General features: G+C 67.9%; 31 protein-coding genes. 29 read left to right on the top strand and 2 right to left on the bottom strand.

What is annotated here, in order from left to right; translation table 11 throughout:
* Positions 1–30 precede the first annotated feature (30 nt).
* The 27 genes from gpM (at position 31) to QZ755_RS03265 (ending at position 19,148) form a co-directional block, all read left to right on the top strand.
* On the top strand, positions 31–792 hold the full coding sequence (gpM, locus tag QZ755_RS03395) for a phage terminase small subunit (protein WP_294319754.1): 762 nt from the start codon (positions 31–33) through the stop codon (positions 790–792).
* Positions 789–935, top strand: a complete 147-nt coding sequence (locus QZ755_RS03390; RefSeq protein WP_294319743.1) for a hypothetical protein — start codon at positions 789–791, stop codon at positions 933–935. The genes gpM and QZ755_RS03390 overlap by 4 nt, the downstream gene beginning before the upstream one ends.
* Positions 936–1,048: 113 nt before the next feature.
* Complete coding sequence (locus QZ755_RS03385; protein ID WP_294319741.1) at positions 1,049–1,273, top strand: hypothetical protein; 225 nt, start codon at positions 1,049–1,051, stop codon at positions 1,271–1,273.
* Positions 1,270–1,773 carry a head completion/stabilization protein gene (locus tag QZ755_RS03380; protein ID WP_294319739.1) on the top strand — a complete coding sequence of 168 codons (504 nt, stop codon included), beginning with the start codon at positions 1,270–1,272 and terminating at the stop codon, positions 1,771–1,773. Before QZ755_RS03385 ends, QZ755_RS03380 begins: the two co-directional genes overlap by 4 nt.
* Positions 1,773–1,985, top strand: coding sequence for a tail protein X (locus QZ755_RS03375; RefSeq protein ID WP_294319737.1), 213 nt, complete (start codon positions 1,773–1,775; stop codon positions 1,983–1,985). The genes QZ755_RS03380 and QZ755_RS03375 overlap by 1 nt, the downstream gene beginning before the upstream one ends.
* Position 1,986: 1 nt before the next feature.
* Positions 1,987–2,322: a hypothetical protein gene (locus QZ755_RS03370; protein WP_294319735.1), complete on the top strand. Its 336-nt coding sequence runs from the start codon at positions 1,987–1,989 to the stop codon at positions 2,320–2,322.
* Positions 2,319–2,822, top strand: a complete 504-nt coding sequence (locus QZ755_RS03365; protein ID WP_294319734.1) for a glycoside hydrolase family protein — start codon at positions 2,319–2,321, stop codon at positions 2,820–2,822. Before QZ755_RS03370 ends, QZ755_RS03365 begins: the two co-directional genes overlap by 4 nt.
* Entirely contained in the window at positions 2,819–3,328 is a 510-nt protein-coding gene (locus tag QZ755_RS03360) for a hypothetical protein (protein WP_294319732.1), read from the top strand. Before QZ755_RS03365 ends, QZ755_RS03360 begins: the two co-directional genes overlap by 4 nt.
* A 4-nt stretch (positions 3,329–3,332) precedes the next feature.
* On the top strand, positions 3,333–3,551 hold the full coding sequence (locus QZ755_RS03355) for a hypothetical protein (protein ID WP_294319729.1): 219 nt from the start codon (positions 3,333–3,335) through the stop codon (positions 3,549–3,551).
* On the top strand, positions 3,548–3,901 hold the full coding sequence (locus tag QZ755_RS03350) for a hypothetical protein (RefSeq protein ID WP_294319727.1): 354 nt from the start codon (positions 3,548–3,550) through the stop codon (positions 3,899–3,901). Before QZ755_RS03355 ends, QZ755_RS03350 begins: the two co-directional genes overlap by 4 nt.
* 2 nt (positions 3,902–3,903) lie before the next feature.
* Positions 3,904–5,046, top strand: coding sequence for an SGNH/GDSL hydrolase family protein (locus QZ755_RS03345; RefSeq protein WP_294319725.1), 1,143 nt, complete (start codon positions 3,904–3,906; stop codon positions 5,044–5,046).
* A complete protein-coding gene (locus tag QZ755_RS03340; RefSeq protein ID WP_294319723.1) occupies positions 5,046–5,516 on the top strand; it encodes a phage tail protein in 471 nt (156 codons plus the stop codon). Before QZ755_RS03345 ends, QZ755_RS03340 begins: the two co-directional genes overlap by 1 nt.
* A complete protein-coding gene (locus QZ755_RS03335) occupies positions 5,513–6,190 on the top strand; it encodes a phage virion morphogenesis protein (RefSeq protein ID WP_294319720.1) in 678 nt (225 codons plus the stop codon). Before QZ755_RS03340 ends, QZ755_RS03335 begins: the two co-directional genes overlap by 4 nt.
* A gap of 77 nt (positions 6,191–6,267) precedes the next feature.
* On the top strand, positions 6,268–7,149 hold the full coding sequence (locus tag QZ755_RS03330; protein ID WP_294319718.1) for a baseplate J/gp47 family protein: 882 nt from the start codon (positions 6,268–6,270) through the stop codon (positions 7,147–7,149).
* Positions 7,139–7,798 (top strand): phage tail protein I, encoded by a 660-nt coding sequence (locus QZ755_RS03325; RefSeq protein ID WP_294319716.1) that lies wholly within the window; start codon positions 7,139–7,141, stop codon positions 7,796–7,798. The genes QZ755_RS03330 and QZ755_RS03325 overlap by 11 nt, the downstream gene beginning before the upstream one ends.
* Positions 7,795–8,802, top strand: a complete 1,008-nt coding sequence (locus tag QZ755_RS03320) for a hypothetical protein (RefSeq protein WP_294319715.1) — start codon at positions 7,795–7,797, stop codon at positions 8,800–8,802. Before QZ755_RS03325 ends, QZ755_RS03320 begins: the two co-directional genes overlap by 4 nt.
* Before the next feature lie 3 nt (positions 8,803–8,805).
* Entirely contained in the window at positions 8,806–10,845 is a 2,040-nt protein-coding gene (locus tag QZ755_RS03315; RefSeq protein WP_294319712.1) for a hypothetical protein, read from the top strand.
* A complete protein-coding gene (locus tag QZ755_RS03310; protein WP_294319710.1) occupies positions 10,845–11,969 on the top strand; it encodes a hypothetical protein in 1,125 nt (374 codons plus the stop codon). The genes QZ755_RS03315 and QZ755_RS03310 overlap by 1 nt, the downstream gene beginning before the upstream one ends.
* Before the next feature lie 96 nt (positions 11,970–12,065).
* Entirely contained in the window at positions 12,066–12,584 is a 519-nt protein-coding gene (locus QZ755_RS03305; protein ID WP_294319708.1) for a phage baseplate assembly protein V, read from the top strand.
* On the top strand, positions 12,581–12,931 hold the full coding sequence (locus tag QZ755_RS03300; protein ID WP_294319707.1) for a GPW/gp25 family protein: 351 nt from the start codon (positions 12,581–12,583) through the stop codon (positions 12,929–12,931). The genes QZ755_RS03305 and QZ755_RS03300 overlap by 4 nt, the downstream gene beginning before the upstream one ends.
* Positions 12,932–12,942: 11 nt before the next feature.
* Positions 12,943–14,130 (top strand): phage tail sheath C-terminal domain-containing protein, encoded by a 1,188-nt coding sequence (locus QZ755_RS03295; RefSeq protein ID WP_294319704.1) that lies wholly within the window; start codon positions 12,943–12,945, stop codon positions 14,128–14,130.
* A gap of 38 nt (positions 14,131–14,168) precedes the next feature.
* Positions 14,169–14,678: a phage major tail tube protein gene (locus tag QZ755_RS03290; protein ID WP_294319701.1), complete on the top strand. Its 510-nt coding sequence runs from the start codon at positions 14,169–14,171 to the stop codon at positions 14,676–14,678.
* 56 nt (positions 14,679–14,734) lie between these two features.
* The gene (locus tag QZ755_RS03285) at positions 14,735–15,043 is read left to right on the top strand and encodes a phage tail assembly protein (protein ID WP_294319699.1); all 309 of its coding nucleotides are present in this window, start codon (positions 14,735–14,737) and stop codon (positions 15,041–15,043) included.
* A gap of 8 nt (positions 15,044–15,051) precedes the next feature.
* On the top strand, positions 15,052–15,186 hold the full coding sequence (locus tag QZ755_RS03280; RefSeq protein WP_294319697.1) for a hypothetical protein: 135 nt from the start codon (positions 15,052–15,054) through the stop codon (positions 15,184–15,186).
* Positions 15,179–17,755 (top strand): phage tail tape measure protein, encoded by a 2,577-nt coding sequence (locus QZ755_RS03275; protein WP_294319695.1) that lies wholly within the window; start codon positions 15,179–15,181, stop codon positions 17,753–17,755. The genes QZ755_RS03280 and QZ755_RS03275 overlap by 8 nt, the downstream gene beginning before the upstream one ends.
* The gene (locus tag QZ755_RS03270; protein ID WP_294319693.1) at positions 17,755–18,132 is read left to right on the top strand and encodes a phage tail protein; all 378 of its coding nucleotides are present in this window, start codon (positions 17,755–17,757) and stop codon (positions 18,130–18,132) included. Before QZ755_RS03275 ends, QZ755_RS03270 begins: the two co-directional genes overlap by 1 nt.
* A complete protein-coding gene (locus QZ755_RS03265) occupies positions 18,129–19,148 on the top strand; it encodes a contractile injection system protein, VgrG/Pvc8 family (RefSeq protein WP_294319691.1) in 1,020 nt (339 codons plus the stop codon). Before QZ755_RS03270 ends, QZ755_RS03265 begins: the two co-directional genes overlap by 4 nt.
* 166 nt (positions 19,149–19,314) lie before the next feature.
* Here QZ755_RS03265 and QZ755_RS03260 read toward each other — a convergent pair whose 3' ends face one another.
* Entirely contained in the window at positions 19,315–19,545 is a 231-nt protein-coding gene (locus QZ755_RS03260) for a helix-turn-helix domain-containing protein (RefSeq protein ID WP_294319689.1), read from the bottom strand.
* A gap of 62 nt (positions 19,546–19,607) precedes the next feature.
* Positions 19,608–19,811 carry a hypothetical protein gene (locus QZ755_RS03255; protein ID WP_242415540.1) on the bottom strand — a complete coding sequence of 68 codons (204 nt, stop codon included), beginning with the start codon at positions 19,809–19,811 and terminating at the stop codon, positions 19,608–19,610.
* A 276-nt stretch (positions 19,812–20,087) separates the two neighbouring features.
* Here QZ755_RS03255 and QZ755_RS03250 point away from each other — a divergent pair, with 276 nt between their 5' ends.
* Both QZ755_RS03250 and QZ755_RS03245 read left to right on the top strand, forming a co-directional pair.
* A complete protein-coding gene (locus tag QZ755_RS03250) occupies positions 20,088–21,434 on the top strand; it encodes a methyl-accepting chemotaxis protein (RefSeq protein WP_294319683.1) in 1,347 nt (448 codons plus the stop codon).
* A 59-nt stretch (positions 21,435–21,493) separates the two neighbouring features.
* Positions 21,494–22,132 (top strand): SOS response-associated peptidase family protein, encoded by a 639-nt coding sequence (locus QZ755_RS03245; protein WP_294319681.1) that lies wholly within the window; start codon positions 21,494–21,496, stop codon positions 22,130–22,132.
* The last annotated feature ends 9 nt before the right edge of the window (positions 22,133–22,141 follow it).

Below are 22,141 nucleotides of genomic sequence, written 5' to 3'. Positions count from 1 at the left end.
CTCCCCCTTCGTCGTCATCGGAACATCGCAATGAGCCTCGCTCTTCGCATTCAGGCGCGCGTCCTGGCCGCACAATCCGCGATTGTTGCGCATGACGGCGACAACGCCACCGCCGGTTCGCCGGCGGTGGCCCCCCTTCCTGTCGATCGCGCGGTCGCGACCGCCGCCGCGCAGGTTGGCGCACGCTTGCGCCACGACCTCCAGCGGCTGAAGGAAATCCGCTCGATCGCTCTCAAGATCGCCGCGAAGCGCGAGATGCTGCCCGAATACGCGGACTGGGTCGCCGGACTGCTGTCGGGCGCGCAGACCGCCGGCACCGGCGTGTCGGGCGACGTGCTGCCGACCGTCATGGTCTGGTCGATCGACGTCGGCGACTATGCCGCCGCGATGCCGCTGATCGAGCACGTTCTCGCGCACAAGGTCGCGATGCCGCAGCGCTATGCCCGCGACGCCGCGACGCTGGTGGTCGAAGAGATCGCCGAGGCCGCAATCAAGGCACAGGCCGCCGACAAGCCGTTCGACCTCGCCATCCTCGAACAGGTCGAGGCGCTGACGGCGCACGACGACATGCACGATGAGGTCCGCGCCAAGCTGCTGAAGGCGATCGGCTTCGAGCTGGACCGCACCGCGCAGGCCGCGACCGACATCGGCGCCGACGCCACCACGCTCTTCGTCCGCTCGCTCACCGCCATGAAGGCCGCGCAGGCCCTGCACGACCGCGTCGGCGTGAAAACGACCATCAAGGCTGTCGAGAAGCGTCTCGCCGCCGTAACCCCGGAGACTGCATCGTGACCTTCCTCGCCCTACTCGCGCTGACCGCCGTGTGTTCGTTCGTACCGCTCGGCCTCGATATTTGGCTGCTGGTCAGTAGCTACCGCCACAGCCGCCATCACGATCACCTTCTGCCATCCACGCCGCGCAGTCCGCGCGGCTGACACCAGCTCGCCCCCCGGCGTCTCGGGGGCAGGTCGCAAGACGTGGGAGGGCCTTCGGGCTGTGGGCCACGCTCCTCCGGCCTCCACCCCCGAATTTTTCGAAAGCCCGCACCGTGACCCACGCCGCCCTTCTCTTCGCCCTGTCCGCCGCGCTGCTCGTCGGCGCACTGCTGACCTTGGGCGGCGCGATCGTCGCGGCGGACCATCCGCGCTGGTCGACCGATCTGGGCGTCGCCCCCGCTGACCTCGTGCCCGTCGCGATCGGTACCGCTACCTTCGGTCTGCTGGTCTTCATTGCCGCCGCCAGCGCGATCCTCGCAGCGATCACCGGCGCGTGAGCGGCTTCGGCACCATCGCCGGCGGCGAATGCCTCGGCTCAGTCATCCCCGCGCGCGATACCACGACCGAGGGCCAGATCGCGGCTGACTGGTATCCGGCAATCGAACTCGACCGCCTGCGGCTCGACCAGCGCATCGGCACCCGACAGGTCGTGACGCCCGAACGGCTGCGCGATGCTGTCCGCGCGGCACTGTTGTCGATCGACACCCAGCTCGGCGGATGGGCGGCGGCACAAACCCTCGCCGGTCATGCCAGCCTTGCCGATGTGCCGGCAAAGAAGTTCGACGGCGTAAGTCGCCTCGTAATCGCCTTCCACCGCGCCGTCGGGGCGTTGACCAAGGTCGAGCTGATCGAGCGCCACCGTGATCTCGACACCACCACCGGCGGCGACCGCGATGCCGGCGCGCTCGATCCGACGATCGGCGAGCTGCACCGCGACGCCATCCACGCCATCCGCGACATCCTCGGTCGCACGCGCACCGATATCGAGCTGCTGTGATGGCCGACACCGTCCGCAGCCGCGAGGGCGACACGCTCGACCTGGTGCTGCACCGCGACCGCGGCCTCGCCATCGGCTCGATCGGCGCCGTCCTGACCGCGAACCCCGGTCTGGCAGCGCTCGGCGCTGTCCTCCCGATCGGCACCGCCGTCATCATTCCCCCCGCCGCCGCCGACGTTCCGGCGACCCGCCCCCTCCAGATCTGGGACTGACATGGGCAAGTTGCTCACCATTATCGACACGCTGCTCGCCTTTCTGGCGGGCCTCGTCCCCGGCGCGATGGGTGCGGCGGTCAGCCTCGCCTATGAAAAAGGGCTGACCTGGTCCGACCGCTTCATCCAATTCGCGGTTGGCACCGTGGTCTCGTATTTCGCGCGCGGCGCGATCGTCGCGCTGTTCGACCTGCATACCTTCGTGGTCGACGGGATCGTCTTTACCGCCGGCATGATCGCCTTCCGCGCCACCCCGCGCTTCGCCAGCAGCGTGATCGACGTCGTCGTCGGCCTGCCCACGCTGATCCGTGACCGCTTCGTGGGAGGTGGCAAGTGACCTATTCGATGGACAAGCTGGTCGCCGAGCTGACCCGCGACGAAGGACTGCGGCTGAAGACGTATCGCTGCACCGCCGGTAAGCTCACCATCGGTATTGGCCGCAACCTCGACGACGTCGGTGTCACCGGTAGCGAGGCACGCCTGTTCGGCTGCGAGACGCCGGCCCAGGCGCTGGCCCACGTGAAGCGGCACGGCGTCACCAAGCTGCAGGCGGAATCGCTGTTCGCCAACGATATCGTGGCCTGTGAGCGCGACCTCGACCGTAACTCGCGCTGGTGGCGCACCCTGGACGATGTACGCCAGCGCGTCCTGCTCAACATGTGCTTCAACCTGGGCATTACCCGGTTGCTGCCGTTCAAGACGACGCTGCGCCATATCGAGCGCCGCGAATTCGAGGACGCTGCCGATCAGATGCTGAAGTCGCTATGGGCGCGACAGGTCGGCGCCCGCGCGCTGCGCCTGTCGGCGATGATGCGCACTGGAAAGGACGCGCGATGATCGCCGCCGTCCTCGCTGCCCTCGGCCGGCACCGCCAGTGGCTCACCTTGATCGCCGTCGGCGCCGCCGCAGCCTTCCTCTACGTTCAGTGGTCGCGGGTGACCGGCGAGCGCGACCGCGCGCTTCAATGGTCGGAGATCGCCTGCGCCGCCGCCGGCAGCACCTATGCCGCCTCGGTCGAAACAGTCGACGGCAAGCGCGTGAAGTACGCCACCGGCGAACGCTGCAAGGCGGCGATCACCAATCTCGCCGCCTTCCGCGCCGATAGCGACCGCATGACCGCCGACAAGCTGGCGGCGGCGATGCGCGACCGCGACGCCCGCACCCGTACCTATGCCGCCCACGCTCGCGCCGCCGCCGAGGCCGCGCGCGCCGCCACCCTCAGAATGGAAGCCGCCGATGCAAAGATCGAAGCGCAAGCCAATGGCGCGAATCGCGTCGATGGCGATTGGTTCGTTGCTCTTAATGACCTTGCCGGGCTGCGCGCTCAACCCGCCGATCGCTAGGTCGGTGCCCGTCGCCGTCGAGATCCGTGACACGCCGCCGGCCGAGCTGCTGCGCTGCCCGGTCGCACCGGTCGGCTATCCTGCCGATGCCGAAGCGACGATGCCCGCCACCGTCCGCGCCGCGACGATCCGCATGGCGACCGCGCTGCGCGACACCCGCGACCAGCTGCTGCGCCTCATTGGCTGGCATGACGCAACCGCCTGCAAGGAACCCGTCCAGTGAAGTCCACTCCCGCAGAACGCGCCGCCGCCGCCGAGCTGGCCAGCCAACCCTTTGGCCAGGTGATCGACACACCCAATCCGCTCACCTTGCTCGGCCGGCTGAAGGCACTGGTCGACGCCATCCTGCCCGCCCGCACCGCGACGGCGGTGGTGCCGAGCGACACGGTGGCGCTCAATCCGGTGCCACGCGGTATCTTCGTCGGCACCGGCGGCGACGTCACCCTCCGTGCGGTCGGGTCGGCGGCGGACGTGACGTACCGCAATCTGGCCGACGCCAGCTATATCGGCGTTCGCCCGCAATATGTCCGTGCAACCGGCACCACCGCCACCGCCATGATCGCGGAGGGCTGAGCATGGCCAGCGGCAACATGGGCGGCGCGAGCCTGAAGATGCTCGCCGCGATCGGCGCGGCCCCGCCGACCGTCCTCAATGCGACGGCTGACAACACCGCCGCGTGGCGGTCGATGCTTGCCAAGCTGAAGGGCGGCGCGGCCGACGTCGTGCGTGTCGCCTGTGTCGGCGACAGCAAGACAGCCGGCGCCGGTGCCGGCACGGGGTCGCAGCGCATGGACGGCGCCTTCCCGAAGTCGTGGCCGTCTCAGTTTGCCGCGATGATGGCGACGGACGGATTCTCCATCCGTGACAGCTGGTTTGGGACGGCCGGGATGCAGTCGATGGCGGCGATGACCGCCTATGACCCACGCCGCAGCGGCTTCACGGGCTGGGGCGGCGGCGAGGTGTCGCTCGGTGGCCCCTGCGTTGCAGCGGGGACGGGCACCGGAGTCGGCAATTTCCAGCCATCGCGCGCGATCGACCGGGCCTCGATCTTCCTCCGCACCAGCACGGGCGGCGGACAGATCAAGATCGCAAAGGGTGCCGAAACCTTCACGATCAATACCGCGCTGGCGGAAGGCTTCATCCGGTCGGAGGTGGTCTTTGCGACGAAGTCGGCCGACCCGATCCTGTACAGCTATGCGAGCGGCGGCTTTGTTTCGGTCGCCGGCACGGTGGCATGGGACAGCGCGCTGCCCGGCATCGAGGTCGCCAACTTTAGCATCTACGGCACGACCAGCGTCGTGCAGGCCGGTGTGTCGAAGCCCGCGTCGCCGCTCAATGCGCTGGGCAGCTATGCGCCGCATCTTGGCTTCATCAAGCTCGGCACCAATGACATCAACACCGGCGTCACCATGGCAGCATGGGAAGCGAATATCCGCGCGCTTATCGCCAAGGTGAAGCTGACCGGCACCGCCGTGCTGATCTGGCCGTCGATCGGTGGCGCCTCGCCTGCCTATGGCGCCGACGCAACCCGCCTGCAGTGGCGCTCCACCGCGCTGCGGATCGCGTTGCAGATGGGCGCGCTGTTCCTCGACGAAGAAGCGCTGCTCGGCGGCCGTGCCGGTGCCAATGCATCGGGGGCACTCCCCGACAATGTCCACGCCGCCACCTGGGCGCAGCTATGGGAGGCGGCGACCCATTACCGGGCGCTGCGCTTCTGATGCAAAAGCCAGAGACCCTGCGCCAGCTCCTCTACGCCACCGCGCTGGTCGGCCAGACGGAAAAGCTCGCCACTTTCATCGACCGCGGGCGCGTCGAATGTCGGCGCGGCGCCAACCTGACCTTCAAATATCACTACACGCTCAACCTGGTCGTGCAGGGCTATGCCGGATCGGTCGACGCGCTGATGATCCCGATCCTGGCATGGATCGCGGAACAGCAGCCCGAACTTCTCGACCGCGCGCCGCACGAGCCGTTCACCTTCGAAAGCGAACTGCTCGATGCTGATACGGCCGACGTGTCGATCGATCTGGAGCTGTCGGAACTTGTCCTGGTCAAGCGGACTGGCAAGGCCGAGTTCGTGCCGACCCATGTGCCCGAGCCGATCATTGCCGACGCCTTCCCCGGCGTCTGCGGCGTCTCGCTGGTGCAGGGCTTGCTCAATGATGGCATGACGATTGTCCCGGCATGACCGACGACGGTGACCTGCTGCAGATCGAAGCGCTGGCGACCGCGCTGTTGCGTAACCTCGACGCGTCCTCCCGTCGCGGCCTCATGCGCAGCGTCGCCAAGAAGGTCCGCGCCAGTCAGCGCGCGCGGATTCAACGTCAGCAGAACCCCGATGGGTCGGGCTTCGCGCCGCGCCGCAAGCGCCCCGAGCCGATTCGTGGCAATCGCGCCCGCCGGTTCCTCTACCCCAAGGACGATGCGAACCCGCGCGTCGTATACCTGAAGAGCTGGGTTCTCGACGGTCCGCTCATCACCGGCTTCGATATCGAAGCCGGTGGCATCCGTTCGTTCCATCACGACCGCATCGGACAGGAACTACCCGTCGAAGCGGGGCAGGAAAACGCTGGCGCCGGCCGCCTGCGCCGTAAGGGTCACATCCGCAGGAAAGCCATGTTCCGCAAGCTGCTGTCGCCGCGCCACCTGAAGGAAGGCGCGACCGACCGCGAGGCGTGGATCGGCTTTACGGGTCAGGCCGCGCGGGTCGCGCGGATCCATCAGGACGGCCTGACCGACAAGCCGGCACTGAAGGCCAGGCCGGTGCGCTACGCCCGCCGCCGCCTGCTGGGCCTGACGGAGGCGGACCGGACGATGGTTGCGGAAGCCTTCATGGCGGCGCTGGTCGACGGCGTCTCCTGACCCGGCAATGGTAGAGTGCGTCTCTACGATTGCGGCACCCTAGCCCCCGCCACGGTGCCCCGCCGACATGGCCGGCAATGTCCACTTCCGCTGCCTCCACCTCGGTCGACCTGTCGCGCCTGCCCCCGCCGGTGCTGGTCGAGCAGCTGACGTTCGATGCGATCGTCGCCGATATGGTCGTAGCGCTTAAGCGATACTGGCCGGCGTTCGACGCGACGATCGACGACGAACCGCTGATGCTGCTGCTCCAGGCGCTGGCGTACCGCGAGCTGCTGAAGCGCGCCGAGTATAACGACCGCGCCCGGCAACAGCTGGTCGCCTTCGCCACCGGCGGCAACCTCGACCATCTCGGCGCGCTGGTCGGCGTCGCCCGCCTGCAGCTGTCGGCCGACCCGCTGGTGATGGAGAGCGACGACGCGCTGCGCCAGCGCATCGTCCTCGCCCCCGAAGGCTTCTCGGTCGCCGGGCCTGAGCTGGCCTATGTCGCCCACGCCAAGTCGGCGGACGCCGATGTGCTCGACGCCTCGGCCAGCTCGCCCGCGCCGGGGGAGGTGCTGGTGACAGTGCTGGCGCGCAGCGGCAACGGTACTGCATCGGCCGAGTTGCTTGCCAAGGTCAAAGCGCGGGTCGCGGCGCGCGATGTACGTCCGATGGGCGACCTGGTCACCGTCGCCTCCGCTACCATCCGCCCGTTCGCGGTCGACGCCACGCTCTACACCTTCGCCGGTCCCGACCGCGAGTTGCTGCTGAAGACGGCGCGCACCGATCTCGACACCTATCTCGCGGACTGCCGCCGCCTCGGCCGCGACGTCACGCTGTCGGGCCTCTACGCCGCGCTGACCGTGCCCGGCATCCAGCGCGTCGAGCTGGCCTCGCCCACCGCCACCATCGTCTGCGACGCCACCCAGACCGCGCACTGCACCGCCGTCACCATCGCCCATGGCGGCTATGACGACTGAATTCGCCACCATCCTGCCGCCCAATGCGACCGCGCTCGAACGCGCGGTCGAGCGTGCCACCGCGCGCGACGACAAGATCCTCGTGCCGATCGAGACGCTGGTCGAACCGGCGACCATCGCGATCGAGCTGCTGCCATGGCTGGCATGGGGGTTCTCGGTCGACGCATGGGATGCCGACTGGAGCGAGGCGGCCAAGCGCGCCGCCGTCGCCGCGTCGATCGACCTGCACCGGCGAAAGGGCACCCGCGCCTCGGTCGAATCGATCCTGTCGCGCTTCGATGACCTGCTGACGCTGGTCGAGTGGCACGAGACCACCCCGCGCGGCACGCCGCACACCTTCGAAATCCGCCTGCCGATCGCCGCCGGCGCGGCCGGGACCGGCGGACGCCGCGCAACCGCCGCCTTTGCCGACGCCATCATCCGCGAGGTGCGCCGGGTGAAGCCGGTGCGTGAGCATTTCCGGCTCGTCCAGATGATCGAGGCGGCGGCGGCGATCGGCATCCAGGGCGTCGGACGGATGGTCGGATCGGCGCGCCTGCCCGCTGCCGCCGCCTTCGACACCAGCCCTGACTGGGCCGCCTACCTCCAGACCGAGGACGGCGAACCGCTTCAGGATTCCGCCGGCAGCTTTTGGGACACCCGACCATGACCGCGCTACCGCTCACCATCACCCAGGCTGGGCTGATGCGCTACACCGCCGCGCAGCTCGGCGACGACGTCGACCTTTCGGTCAGCTCGGTCGGCCTGACCGCCACCGAATTTGTCGCCGCGCCGACGCTCACCGCGCTGCCCGGTGAATTCCGCCGCCTGACGACGATCTCGGGCGACCAGGTCGGCGACAGCATCGTCCATATGGTCATCCGCGACGCGGAACCGCTGTCCTATACGGTGCGCGGCATCGGGCTTTTCCTCGCCGATGGGACGCTGTTCGCGACCTATGGGCAGGTCGATGCGATCTTCGAGAAATCGACGAAGTCGGACATGCACCTCGCGATCGACATCGCGTTTCCGACCGGCGATCCGGCGCTGCTGACCTTCGGCGACACCAATTTCCTGCTGCCTCCCGCGACCACCGAGCGCGAAGGCGTCGCTGAGATCGCGACCGAGGAGGAGGTCGCCGCCGGCACCGACCCGCGCCGTATCGTCTCCCCCTTCACCCTTGCCCGCCGCCTGGTCGCGCTGCTCGCAGGCTATATGCCCGCCGGGCGCCGGCTCGACACCGCCGGCTTGGCGCTGGGCGGCGGTGCGCTGACCACCGACCGGACCATCTCGGTCCCGGCCGCGACCGGTGAGCAGCTGCGCACCGCCACCGCCGCCAATGCCGCCGTGACGCCCGCCAGCTTCGGTGCGCTCGGTAACGTCATCGGCCCGACCGGCAGCTACACCCTGCCCGGTGGCCGCATCGACAAATGGGGCAGGCATCGCCAGCGGGCGAGCAGCGAGATCACCGTACCCATCACCTTCGACACGCCCTTCCCGACCGCCTGCTATTCGATCTCGCTCACCCCCTTCATCTCCGCCCCGACGACGAATGACGACTATTTCGTGCAGCTGGCGGGTGAGCCGACCCGCGAAGGCTTCGTCGTCCAATATGCTTCCGACGACGACAATGGCGGGCTGTCGGGCTTCGAATGGCAAGCGACGGGAGCCTGATCCATGGCGAAGCTATCCACACTCCCCGACGTCGCTCCGCTGGTCGGTGACGAAATCCTGCCCGTCGTGCAGGGCGGCGATACCCGGCGCGTCACGCTCGACCGCCTGCGCGCCCTGCTCGCCGACCTCGAAGGCCGACGCGATGCGACCCGCGCGCGCGCGGTCCTGTACGGCATCACCAATGCGATGGCTGCGGCGCTTTTCACCGACCGGTCAAGCGAATGGGCCTTCAGCGAGGGCGTCCAGCGCAGCGGCTTCATCAAGCGTCCGACACTGCAGGACACGCCCTGGTCCTACACCCGCGCCGGTGCGGCCACCGCCCCCACGGCGTCCGGCCCGCTTCTCGCATTCCCTGCCGGCACGCCCCGCATCACCGACGCCGGACTGCTGATCGAGGATGCGTCCTCGAATTCGGCGCGGCCGGGCAATGATTTCGCCAGCGCGCTGTGGACCAAGACGGGGGTGACCCTGCAGGCGGCCGGCGCAGGCCCCTTCGGGGCGATGACCCGTGTCACACCGGTCAGCGCCGGATTTCACTTCGTCGGACAGGTCATGGAAAGCGTCGGCACCGTGTCGTGCTACGCCCGTGCGGCCGGGGTGCGGCGGGTCGGTCTGCAGATCGAATCCGGCGGCGTTACCCGCAAGGTCGTGTACGACATCGTCGCCGGCATCGTGATCTCGGCCGACGCCGGCGTTACCGCATGGGTCGATCCCGGCGCTTTCGGCAGCTGGCGCCTGGTCGCGACGATCGCCAACGCCGGGACCGCCACCGTGCGGATCCACGCGCTGGCCGATGACGGCGCAGATGCCTTTCCCGCCGGCGGCGCTGCCGCTTTCGACCTGTCCGCCGTCCAGGCGGAACCCGGCGCGATCGTCACCAGCTATATCGACACAGCCGCGATCGGCGCGGCGCGCGCGATCGATGCCGCCTCGATCGCCTTTGCGCCCGATGGCGATTTCACCATTTTCGCCGCCGTCGACATGCGCCGGGCCGAGACGCTGGAAAATGCCATCTTCTCCCTGATCGGCACCGCGCCCAGCGACCGCGTCATGCTGCTGCGCGATGCCGCCGGTCGCCTTGCGCTCGAAGTGATGAACGCTGGCGCTGCCCGCCGCGCGGTCGGTCCCGTCCATGCCGGCGGCGCGCTGCGCTGCGCGGTCAGCGTGCGCGGGCCGCAAGTGACCGCCGTGTTCAACGGCACGACCGTGCTGACGTTGGCGGTGACCCGCCCGGCAGTGCTGCGCACCCTGTGGCTCGGCATTCGCGGAACCGCCGAGGCCGCGCTGAACGGCGCGATCCGCGCGCTGCTGACCCTGCCCCGCAGCCTTACCCAGGAAGAACTGCTCGACATGACCAATTTCCCGCGGTCGCTGACCGCCAGCGACGGCACGGACACCGAAGCGGTCCGCCAGATGATGATCGCCCATGCCAACGACGATGCGACGCACGGCCTGGGCGCCACCCGTACCGCCATGGCGATTGCCGACAGCAAGACAGGCCTGTGGTCGATCGCCGCGACCGATGCTTTCACCGGTACCGACGGCACGCCGCTCGGCAACACCGAGACCGGGGGCTTCGCCTGGGTCAATGGCAACGGCATCCAGCGGATCGGCGGCCGCGCTAAGCAGCCGGGCGGTGCCTTCAGCGGCGGCGCCGTTGACACGACCTTCAGCGACGGACAGATCGAGGCGGATCTGTATCCGGGGAACGGCGAGGCGTCGCTGGTCTTCCGCAGCAACGCGAACTTCAACCAGTATTTCCTGTTGCAGAGGGGCGGGGACGGCACCGTGCGCCTCGCCTATGTCTTTGCGCAGACCGAGCTGTTGTCGCCGCTGATCAGTATGCCGGTGGTGGCAGGCGAGCGATGGAAGGTCCGCTTCTGCGGCCCGAGTATCCTCGTCTACCGCATCGTCGCTGCGACCGAGACGCTGATCTTCGAAGCTAGGGACACCCGCCTCGCGACCAACGTCCGCCACGGTTTCCGGCTCAGTGGATCCGGTGCCGTCGACAATTTCCGACTCCTCAAGCGCGAAAGCCTCTGATGCGTATCGTCCAGCAATCCGTCCTCCGCCCGCACCTCGTCATGGCGCCGCCGTTCGTGCTGGCGGCGAAATACCGCCCCCTGGCCGAGCGTATCGTGACCGGCGCCGGCGTCGCGCTGACCGCCCCGTCGCGGGATCGCGCGCGCGCGATCGTTGGATGGGTGGCCGCCAATGCCATCCATCCGGCAGCGGCGCTGCATCCCGACGGCACGACGGCGCGTGCCGACGTCCTGCCCGAGGGTGAGACGTGGGCCAGCTTCAACGCGGTCTTCGACAAGGCCGACCGCCTCGCCAGCGACAACGCCTATTGGTACGGTCTCTACCCCGCCGGCGGCGTCATGCTTGAACGCCTGGTCGGCACCATCGCGGCCGATGGTACGATCGCGACCGATGGGATGCTGGTCGAGGTCGCACCGGGCAAGTGGCGCATTCGCGACTTTGCCAGCTTCCGCGCGGTGCAATGCACGCTCCAGTGCAAGATGGCACAGGTGCTGCTCGGCGCGATTGGCATCCCGACGCTCGACATTACGACCGTCGCGCATGATCCCATGGCCTATTACGATGCCGAGCAGGGCCGCTGGCTCTACATCGACCCGACGTTCGGGGAGATGCTGACTCAAGGCGGCGTCGACCTCAGCTCGCTTGACCTGATCTCGATTAGTCTTGCAGGCGATGCGGATGAAATCGTGTCATCGGTCCTGCCCGGTGCCGAATGGCTGGCCGAACGCTACTTCAAGCCTGCGAATGTCGCGGCGGGCATGTCGATGATGGTCGTATATGTCGACCCGCAATGGATGGGCGGCTTCCAGGACCGCCGCCCCTACCGCTTCCGGGGTCTCGGTCCCCAGCTGGTATCGCAGCCGCCCGCGACCGTGTCCGAGCTGATGCCGATCATCGGCTGCGGCTTTGCCGGCGTGGACGTGAATGGCGCGACGATCGAGGTCCGCCTGGTCAGCAACTGGCCGGGCCATACCAGCTACCAGCGCTCGCTCGATCGTGGCGCGACATGGACACCGTGCGGTGCGGTCGACTATCTGCGCGAGGACGTCGCCGACGCCCGCTATCGCAGCGTCGATGCGAGCGGCTTCGCCGGCGCGGCCGCGATCCTCTCCCGCGCCCACTGACCACCTCGGCAATGGTAGAGTGCGTCTCTACCATTGCCGCCCCCGTGACGTCTCCCGGCGCGCGCGCATGGTCGCGCGGTGACCCAGCCTGTCGACATGACCCGCCTCATCGGCGACCTGATCCGCGAAGGCGTCGTGATCGCGCGCACCGGCGCGCTGTGTCGCGTGCAGATCGGCGACATCGAAAGCGGGGACATTCCTTGGCTCGCTGGCCGTGCCGGTAAGGCGACGATCTGGTCACCGCCATCGATCGGTGAACAGGTCGCGGTGCTGTGCGGCGAGGGCGATCTCGCCCGCGCCATCGTCTTGCCCGGCCTATTCTCCGACGCCCATCCCGCGCCGGCCGACGATGATTCCACGCGCATCGTCTTCGATGACGGCACGACGCTGCAATACGATCCCGTCGAGCGCCACCTCAATGCAACCGTTCCCGGCGGCTCGATCACCTTCGAGGCCGACGACGTGCTGGTGATCGGTTCGCTCACCGTCATGGGCAAGGTCGAGGTTTCCGAAACCGTCACGGCATCCGACGTGATCGGCGGCGGCAAGAGCCTGAAGGGCCACAAGCATACCCTCGTCCAGCCAGGGCAAGGCGTATCGGGCGCGCCGCAATGATCGGCATGAACCGCCACACCGGTGCCATCTGCGAAGGCGCCGACCACCTCCACCAGTCGATCGCGTTGCGCCTGACCACGCCGCTCGGCACACGCGTCGGTCGCCGCGACTATGGCTCGCTGATCCCGGCGCTGATCGACCAGCCCCGCAACGCCGCCACCCGCCTCGCCATCATTGCCGCCGCCGCGATGGCGCTGCGCGATGAGACGCGCCTGCGCGCGCGCCAGCTGCTGCTCGATCGCGATGCCGCCGGTGCCGACGTGCTGCGCATCGTCGGCACCCGTCTCGACGGCCCCCGCCCGGCCCCGATCGACGTCACCGCCACCCTCCGCCCTGCCCGCGCCTGAAAGGATCACCCATGGCCACCGCCTTCCACCACGGCATCACCGTCGCCGAATCGAAAACCACTTCACGACTGATCGCCACCATTGCCACCGCCTGCATCGGCCTGGTCGTGACCGCGCCCGCCGCCGACGCCGTCGCCTTCCCACTCGACAAGCCCGTGCTGATCGATGAGACTCCCGGCAACATCGACATGACCACGGCGCTGGCGAAGATCGGCGCGACCGGGACGGGTGCGAAGGTGCTGGCCGCCATCGCCTCGAAGGTGCGCACTCCCGTCATCGTCGTGCGCGTCGCGCCGGGCAACGATGCCGCCGCGACCGCCGCCGCCGTCATCGGTACCAACACCGCCGGTGTCCGCACCGGCATGCAGGCGCTGCTGGCGGCCGAGGCACAGACCGGTATCCGGCCGCGTATCCTCGCCGCCCCCGGACTGGAGGCGCAAGCGGTGACCGAGGGCCTTGCGGTCGTTGCGGCGAAGCTCCGTGCCATGGCCTATGCCCGCGCCATCGGCGCCGACTTGGCGGCGCTTGCCGCCTACCGCGCCGGTTTCACCCAGCGCGAGCTGATGTTGCTCTATCCCGACCTGAAGGTCACGGACGCCGCTGGCGCGATCGTGCCGAGCTTCGCCGCCGCGCACGCCGTCGCCATGCGCGCGCTGATCGACCAGACGCAGGGCTGGCACAAGACGCTCTCCAATGTACCGATCCCCGGCGTCATCGGCACCACCGCCGACGTCCCCTTCGACCTGCAGGATCCCGATGCCGACGCCAACCGGCTGAACGCGGACGAGATCACGACCATCGTCCGCCTCGCCGGCGAGTTGCGGTTCTGGGGGTCGCGCACCTGCTCGACCGACGAAGACTTCTACTTCGAGAGCGCCACCCGCACCGCGCACATCGTCGCCGATACCATCGCCGCCGGCCTGATCTGGGCGATCGACAAGCCGCTGACCCCGTCGCTGGCACAGGACATTGTCGCGCTGTGCAACGCGAAGTTCCGCACCATGAAACAGGCCGGGCAGCTGCTCGGTGCCGAGGCGTGGTTCGATCCGACCCGCAACCAGGTCGCCGACCTGAAGGCGGGCAAGCTGTCCATCCGGTACAAATACACGCCCGTACCGCCGCTCGAACACCTGCACCTCAGCCAGGAAGTGACGGACGAATTCCTCGCCGACTTCGCCACGCTGGCCGCCGCCGCCTGATTGCCCCCGCGCCCTGACCCTTTCCCCGGAGTAACCCGATGGCATTCCCTGAAAAACTGAAGCAGGCCGACCTGTATATCGACGGCCGCTGGTGCGCCGAACAAACGTCGGTCACCCTCCCCAAGCTCGGCCGCAAGCTCGAAGATTTCCGCGCTGGCGGCATGAACCGTCCGGTCAAGGTCGACATGGGCGGCGAGGCGCTGGAGGCCGAATGGACCTGTGGCGGTTGGGTCCGCGACATCATTCGCGGTTTTGGTGCGATGTCGATCGAAGGGCAGCAGATGCGCTTCGTTGCGTCCGCGCAGGACGATGCGACCGGCGCGGTCCACAGCTGGGAAGCCGTCATCGGCGGCCGGCACGAGGAACTCGACCTCGGCGAGGCCAAGCCGGGCGAGGATACCGAGCTGAAGGGCAAGACCGCCGTCGCCTTCTTCTCGCTCCACCGCGACGGCGAGGAGCTGGTCCACATCGACGTCCTCGGCATGGTCGAGCGCTACGGCGGCGTCGACATCATGGAAGCCCATCGCACCGCCCTTGGCCGCTTCTGATCCCCGCGCCCCGGCATCGCGCCGGGGCCACTTCCTCTGTCACGAAAGCCTGACCCATGACCAAGACTGCCAGCTTTGCCCTGCAATCAGCCATCACCGTCGCCGGCATCGCCGCCCATGCCGCCGGCGATGTCATCTCCATCCGTCAGCCGAAGGCAGGCGAGCTGCGCGGCTTGTCGACCAACCCACTGATCCAGGGCGATTACACTGCGCTCGAAACGCTGGCCCCGCGGGTTACTTCGCCGCAGATCACCAAGCAGCAATTCGCCGAGATGGACCCGGCCGACCTCACCCAGTTCCATCTGGAGGTGCTCGATTTTTTGCTGCCCTCGGCCGCGAAGCAGGCGGTGTCCCCGACCGAGTAGAGCCGATCATGGCGGACATCTGGTGGGTGCTGCGCGGCCAGCCCGACCTGCAAGCGATGTCCGTTATGTCGCTGGCCGAGCTGATGGACTGGCACCGTCTCGCGATCGAGCGTGCGCCCAAGAAGGAAAAGAACGGTGGCTGATCGCGAACTGCGCCTGCGCATCCTCATGGACGCTGCTGATCGCGTCAGCCGCCCTTTACGGGAGATCTCCGGCGGGTCGCGTCGCGCGGCCGAGGCGTTGCGCGGCACGCGCGAGGAGCTGCGCAAGATCGGCGACGCACAGGGGCAGCTCGACGCCTTCCGCACTCTGCGCGGATCGATGCGCAGCTCGGAGGCAGCGATGCAGGCCGCGCAGACCCGCGCCTCCGCCCTCGGCCGCGAGCTTGCCCAGACCGCGACGCCGACCAAGGCGATGGCCCGTGAGTTCGAAAAGGCGAAGCGCGAAGCCGCCCAGCTCGAAACCCAGCATCGGTCGCAGACGGCCCAGTTGCAGGATCTGCGCACCCGCCTGCGCGACGCCGGCATCGAGACCCGCGACCTCGCGCGGCACGATCGCGAACTGCGCGACCGATCGCGTGACCTGACCCGCCAGCTCGAAGAGCAAGGCCGCGAGCTGGAGCAACTGACCAACCGCCAGCAGCGGTTCGGCGCGGCGCGTGACCGGTTCAATCGCACCATGGGCACCGCACAGAACGTCGCCGGTGCCGGCATCGGCATGCTGGGTACCGCGACCGCCATGGCGGTGCCGATCATCGCCGGCGTGAAGGCGGGGCAGGAATTCGAATCGAAGATGACCGACATCGCGCAGAAGGCGGACCTGTCGCGCGCCGCCGCAGCGGCGATGGGCGTCGAACTGTTGAAGGCCGGCCGCGCTGCCAACCAGCTGCCCGCCGCCATGCAGGACGGCGTCGACACCCTTGCCGGCTTCGGTCTCGATCCGCGCCAGGCGGCGGTGATGATGCGCCCGATCGGCCGCGCCGCGACCGCGTACAAGGCGGAAATCGCCGATCTCGCCGCCGCCAGCTACGCGCTGCACGACAATTTGAAAGTGCCGATCGCCGACACGCAGAAGATGATCGACGCGATGGCATCGGCCGGCAAGGCCGGCGCTTTCGAAATCGCTGACATGGCACAGCATGTGCCGGCACTGGCCGCCGCCTATCAAGGGCTGGGGCAGAAAGGTGTCGCGGCCGGTACCGATCTCGCTGCCGCACTGCAGATCACGCGCAAGGGCGCGGGCGACAGCGCCACGGCCGCCACCAATCTCGCCAACATCCTGCAGAAGATCACGTCGCCAGCGACGGTCAAGGCGTTCGAGAAGATGGGCGTTGACCTGCCGGCTGCGCTGAAGCGGATGTATGCCGAGGGCAAGACCCCTATCGAGGCCATCGCCGAGCTGACGAACAAGACGCTGAAGGGTGACCTGTCGCGCATGGGCTACCTGTTCGAGGACGCCCAGGTACAGGCCGGTCTGCGCCCGCTGATCCAGAACATGGATGAATATCGCCGGATCCGCGCGGAGGCGAGCAACGCCGGCGGTACCACCGACCGCGACTTCGCCGAGCGCATGCGCGACAGCGCCGAGGCGAGCAAGCAGCTGAAGGTGAACGCGGAGACACTGGCGATCCAGCTCGGCACTGTCCTGTTGCCGACCGTCAACGATCTGCTCGGCAAGGCGGCGGCGATGGCAGGGCGTTTGGGCGACTGGGCACAGCGCCACCCGACGCTGACGAAGGCGGTTGCCCTGCTGGCGGTCGGGCTAACCGCGCTGCTCGGTGCCGCCGCGCTGCTGACGCTTGGCTACGCGGCGCTCATGGGGCCGATGGCGCTGTTCGGCGCGCTGTCGACCGCCACCGGCATCGCCATGTTGCCGCTGATTGGCATTGTTCTGGGCGTCGTCGCGGCGGTCGCCCTACTCGCCTATGGCGCATACCTGATCTACCAGAACTGGGACGGCATCGCCGCCTATTTCGGTGGTATCTGGAATAGCATCACCGGGTTCTTCACTTCGAACTGGACCACCATCCGCAACCTGCTGCTCGGCGCTCTGGTAATCTTCATGCCGGTGGTAGCCGCATTGGTTTGGGTAGCCGCCGCGATCTACCGAAACTGGGATACGATCAAGGCCGGTTTCATGTCGGGCATCACCGCTCTGTGGGGTTATGTGCAACCGATCGTTCAGCCGATCCTGAACATTCTGTCGACGATCGAGAATTTGCGACAGCGATTCTTTCGGATGGGCGGCGACCTCATCATGGGTCTGCTACGCGGACTGATTTCGGCTGCGGGCGGCGTGCTGCGCTTCGTGGGCAACCTCGCCGCGCGGATCGGGCAGCGCTTCGCCGACGCACTGGGCATCCGCTCCCCGTCCCGCGTCTTCATGGCGCATGGCGGGCATCTGATGTCCGGGCTGCAGCGCGGCATCGATCGCGGCGCCGATGGGCCGCTCGGGCGCATCACTCGCCTGTCGGCCGAGTTGGGAGGAGCGATGGCGCTCGGCGCGGCAACGCCAGCGATGGCCGGCGCAGCGCCGCCCGGCAGTGCCGGCGGCGGCTTCGCGACCATGACCGTCACCATCCATATCAACGGCGCCGATCGCGCGCCTGGTGAAATCGGCCGCGAGGTCGAGGACGCCTTGGAGCGGATCGACGCCCGCCGCCGCGCCGCATCCTTCTCGCAATTCGCTGACCGTCCGGATTGGAACGTCTGATGCTTATGGCGCTGGGGCAATTCCCCTTCTCCCTGTCCACCATCGCGCACGACGAACTGTCGCGACGCACCGCGTGGCGGCACGCCACCGCGCCCCGAGTCGGCGCACGCGACGCGACCCAATATGTCGGTCCGGGTGAGGAAACGATCGCCTTCGGCGGTACCGCGCACGCCGATCTAATGAACGGCCGGGCGAACCTCGACGAACTGCGGGCCATGGCGGACAAGGGCGAAGCGCTGACGCTGGTCGACGGCGCCGGCACGCTGTTCGGTACGTTCGTGATCCAGACGCTGGATGAAAAGCACAAGGCGCTGTTTCCCGACGGCTCGCCGCGGGCGATCGAGTTCGCCATCGACCTGCTCCGGGTCGACGGATGAGCGCCATTCCTGACTTCCGTGTCGAGGTGAACGGCCGCGACATCACCCCGATCCTGCGCGAAACCCGACCCGGCAACCGCGCCCGCCCCCGCCTGATCTCGCTCGGCCTGACCGACAAGCGCGGGTCGGAAGCCGACCAGCTCGACCTGGTCATCGATGACAGCGACGGCGGCGTCGAGCTGCCGCCCACCGGTGCTACGATCCGCGTGGCGCTGGGGTGGAAATCTGGACGGGACGTCGCCCTCGGCCTGTTCGACATGGGCACCTACATCGTCGACGACGTCGGCCACAGCGGCCCGCCAGACCAGATCACCGTGCGCGCACGCGCCGCCGACTTCACGGGCGCAATGCGTGTCCGGCGGGAGCGCAGCTGGCACGGCACGACGCTCGGTGCGATCGTCGCCGACGTTGCCAAGGCGCATGGCCTCCAGCCCCGCTGCGCGGCGGCGCTGGCATCGGTCGCGGTCGCCGCCAAGGCACAGAGCCGGGAAAGCGACCTTGCCTTCCTGCGCCGCCTGGGACGCGATCACGATGCCGTCGCCACCATTAAGGATGGTCGCCTGATCCTGAAGCCGATTGCCGATCGCGCCACCGTTTCCGGCAAGGCGCTGCCGGCGATCACTATTCATCGCCGCGACGGCGACCGGCACGACTACCAAGTGCAAAAGCAGGAGGAAGCGACCGGCGTATCGGCCGATTGGCACGACCGCGCGTCGGCGAAGAAGCAGACCGTCACCGCCGGCAAGGCCGAGGGCGCGCGCAAGCTATCCCGCACCTATGCCAGCGAGGCCGACGCCCGCGCCGCCGCGAAGGCAGAGGCCGGCCGCGCCGCCCGCCAGCCTCGCACCCTCTCGCTATCGCTGGCGCTCGGCCGCCCCGACCTGAAGCCCGAGACGCCGATCACGGTTTCAGGCTTCAAGGCCGCAGTCGACGCGCAGCGCTGGGTTCTGGCGGAGGTGACCCACGCGCTCGGTGACCGTGGATTTACGACCGCGCTGAAGCTGGAAAGCGCCTGATCGCCAGCCGGGTGTCGTCACTTCGATTTCGGCCAGGCGTCAAACATCGGGCGTTGGATTGGGCAGTGTTTGCCGCGCATGTCGTGCATCTTCGCCTTCCGCCGTTCCTCGCCTTCCCGCTTCAACGCCTCGGTGACAAACCGCCGGCTCGCTTCGGTATCGTCGCTTACGGCACGATCAATTCGGCGGGAACGGACGCCTTCAGGTCGGCCGCGCTGACGCACCATGCCCGCGCCAGCGCATCGATCTCGGCCAGCGAAACCCGATCACGCTGGCATAGCGTCAGTAACCGCTGCTGCGGAATGCCGGTGACCCGCGACAATCGATCCAGCGGCGTTGACTTCTGCGCCATCCATGCGTCGAACCACCACGAACCGGTCGCGATACTTCGCGCCACGGGATGGTCCTCCGACCAACTGTCTAGATAGACCGGCAACGGGCGCTCGCCCTTCCGTCGCATCACAACAGCGCGTCCAGCGCCAGCTGCTCGCCGGGCGATGCCAGGACGGACCGGACTTGGCGGGCAGCGTCGACCGATTGCCGATACTGCACCGTCCCGTGCCGTTCGGCGTCGTCAAAGCCCAAGCGGGCCCAGTCGTCCGATGGATAGCAGGCGTCGTACACCGCGCGCGCGGCGGCGCGCATTTGGGGATCGTGATGCATCTCTTCGCTCCCTTTGAATCAAATCGCCGTCGCTGCGGCGGAAGGCGAAAGTAGAACATTACAGGAACATATCGCAAGGGTTCGTTGCGGACCCTTTGGCCACGCAAAATACGCGGAACGGAAAGTTCCTCCCGTTAGGCAGATCAATACCCTTCCGTCCGGAAAGGTACGCAATTCCAAAAATACGAAGCCCATCGGTCGAACGTTAAGGTTTCGTTGTCGAAATGAGGCCATTCGGATCCCGCAAGTTATACGATTTTGCAGGAAGAGCCGTCCATGGTCCGCTGGTTCAAGGCCGATGCCCCCATCCGCCAGAAGTTTGTAGCGCTGGCGCTGTTGGCGAGCGCGCTGGCATCGATGCCGCTTGTTGCCGCGATCATGTGGGGCGGTACCCCGAACGGCTCCATGGTGATGATCGCGGCGGCAGTCGCTGCGCAGGTTTCGATCTGTGCGCTCCTGCTGATCGCGCGCAAGCTCATCTGCGATCCCTACGTCACCACCGTCGTCCGCATGGAGGCGCTGGCGGCCGGCGAGTTCGCCGAACCGATCCGCTTTTCCGAATATCGCGACTGCGTTGGCCGCATGTCCCGCGCGATGGTGACGTTCCGCGACAATGGCGTGCGGCTCGCTTCCGCCTCCGACGCGCAACAGCTCGTTGTGGCGTCGCTGGGCGAAGGGCTCGACCGGTTGGCCGGCAATGACCTCAGCCATCGTATCGACACCAATTTCCCCGGTGAGACCGATCGCCTTCGCCAGGACTATAACCGCGCGATGGCGGCGGTGGCCGACGCGCTGAACGCGGTCACCGCGGTCAGCGAGAATATCCATGGCGGCGCGTTCGACATCAGCCGCGCGTCCGACGACCTGTCGCAACGCACCGAGCAGCAGGCTGCCAGCCTGGAGGAAACCGCCGCCGCGATGGACGAGATCACCGCCATGGTCCGCCAGTCGGCGACCGGTGCGGCCCAGGCGAAGACGATCGTCGCGCTGGCCCGCGACGAAGCGGAACAGTCCGGCGCCGTCGTCAATCGCGCGATCGACGCCATGGACGCCATCGAACGCGCGTCGAACGAAATCGGTGAGATCATCAGCGTGATCGACGGCATCGCGTTTCAGACGAACCTGTTGGCGCTGAACGCCGGCGTGGAGGCGGCGCGGGCGGGCGACGCGGGCAAGGGCTTTGCCGTCGTCGCCAGCGAAGTCCGCGCCCTCGCCCAGCGATCGGCCGACGCCGCCCGCGACGTGAAGATGCGCATTACCGCATCGGGCGAACAGGTCAGCACCGGCGTTGCGCTGGTCAACGAAACCGGCGACGCCCTGACCCGGATCGTCGGCCGCATCGGCGAAGTCAGCACGCTGGTCCACGGCATCGCCGAAACGTCGGGGCAACAGGCCAGCGGCTTGCAGCAGGTCAACGCCGCCGTGTCGGAAATGGACGGCGTGACCCAGCGCAACGCGGCGATGGTCGAACAGGTGACCGCCGCCGCGCGCGCGCTGGCCGCCCATGCCGATCAGCTGGCGGCGCAGGTCGGACGCTTCAACCTGTCCCGTGATCCGGTCCACGCCGCCGGTGCCGGTAACGCCCCGATCTATGTCGATTTTCAGCGGGGTCGGGTTGCCTGATCGACCATCGCGCTCGGCCTGACTGGTTGGCGGGCGCCGCCGCGCCTATCTTGGGCGACATGTGCAATCGAGCGCGCTTTGACGGCGAACCCACCACCCTGTTCGGATCGGCGAAGAAGCTGTTTTCCGAACGCCCGCGCGACAACCGGTTCAATCCGAAGGAGCTGCGGCCAAAGGGGCGCGCCTACGTCATCCGCGAACAGGATGGCGAACGCGCGTGGGACGTGATGGCGTGGGACGTGCTGGGCGGTCAGGCGGCGTGGCCGATGACCAATGTCCGCAACATGAAGCTGCCCCAGTGGCGCAAGCTGGCGGCGGACCCGGCGAACCGCTGCCTGATCCCGCTGACCGAGTTTTGCGAATGGACGCCGGATAAGCACGACCTGGGCGACGGCAAGCCGCCGCTGAAGGGCGAGATGTGGTTCAGCGTGACCGATCAGCCGACCTTCGCCGTCGCCGGCTTCTGGCAGGCGACGGTTAAGGGCAACGGCTTCACCATGGTCACCTGCGATCCGAACGCGCTGGTCGCGCCGATCCATCCGAAGGCGATGATTACCATCCTGCGGCCGGAGGACTGCGACACTTGGTTGCGGGGAGGCTATGACGATGTCGTATCGTTACAGCGGCCGTATGATGCTTCGGATATGTGCGTCATTGGTCCTCGATTTCCGACGCGTGAATCAGGCTCGAACCAGTAATTAACCCCC

The organism is uncultured Sphingomonas sp. (assembly GCF_913776855.1).
Taxonomy (GTDB): domain Bacteria; phylum Pseudomonadota; class Alphaproteobacteria; order Sphingomonadales; family Sphingomonadaceae; genus Sphingomonas.
This window is presented reverse-complemented; position numbering and strand designations above follow the sequence as displayed.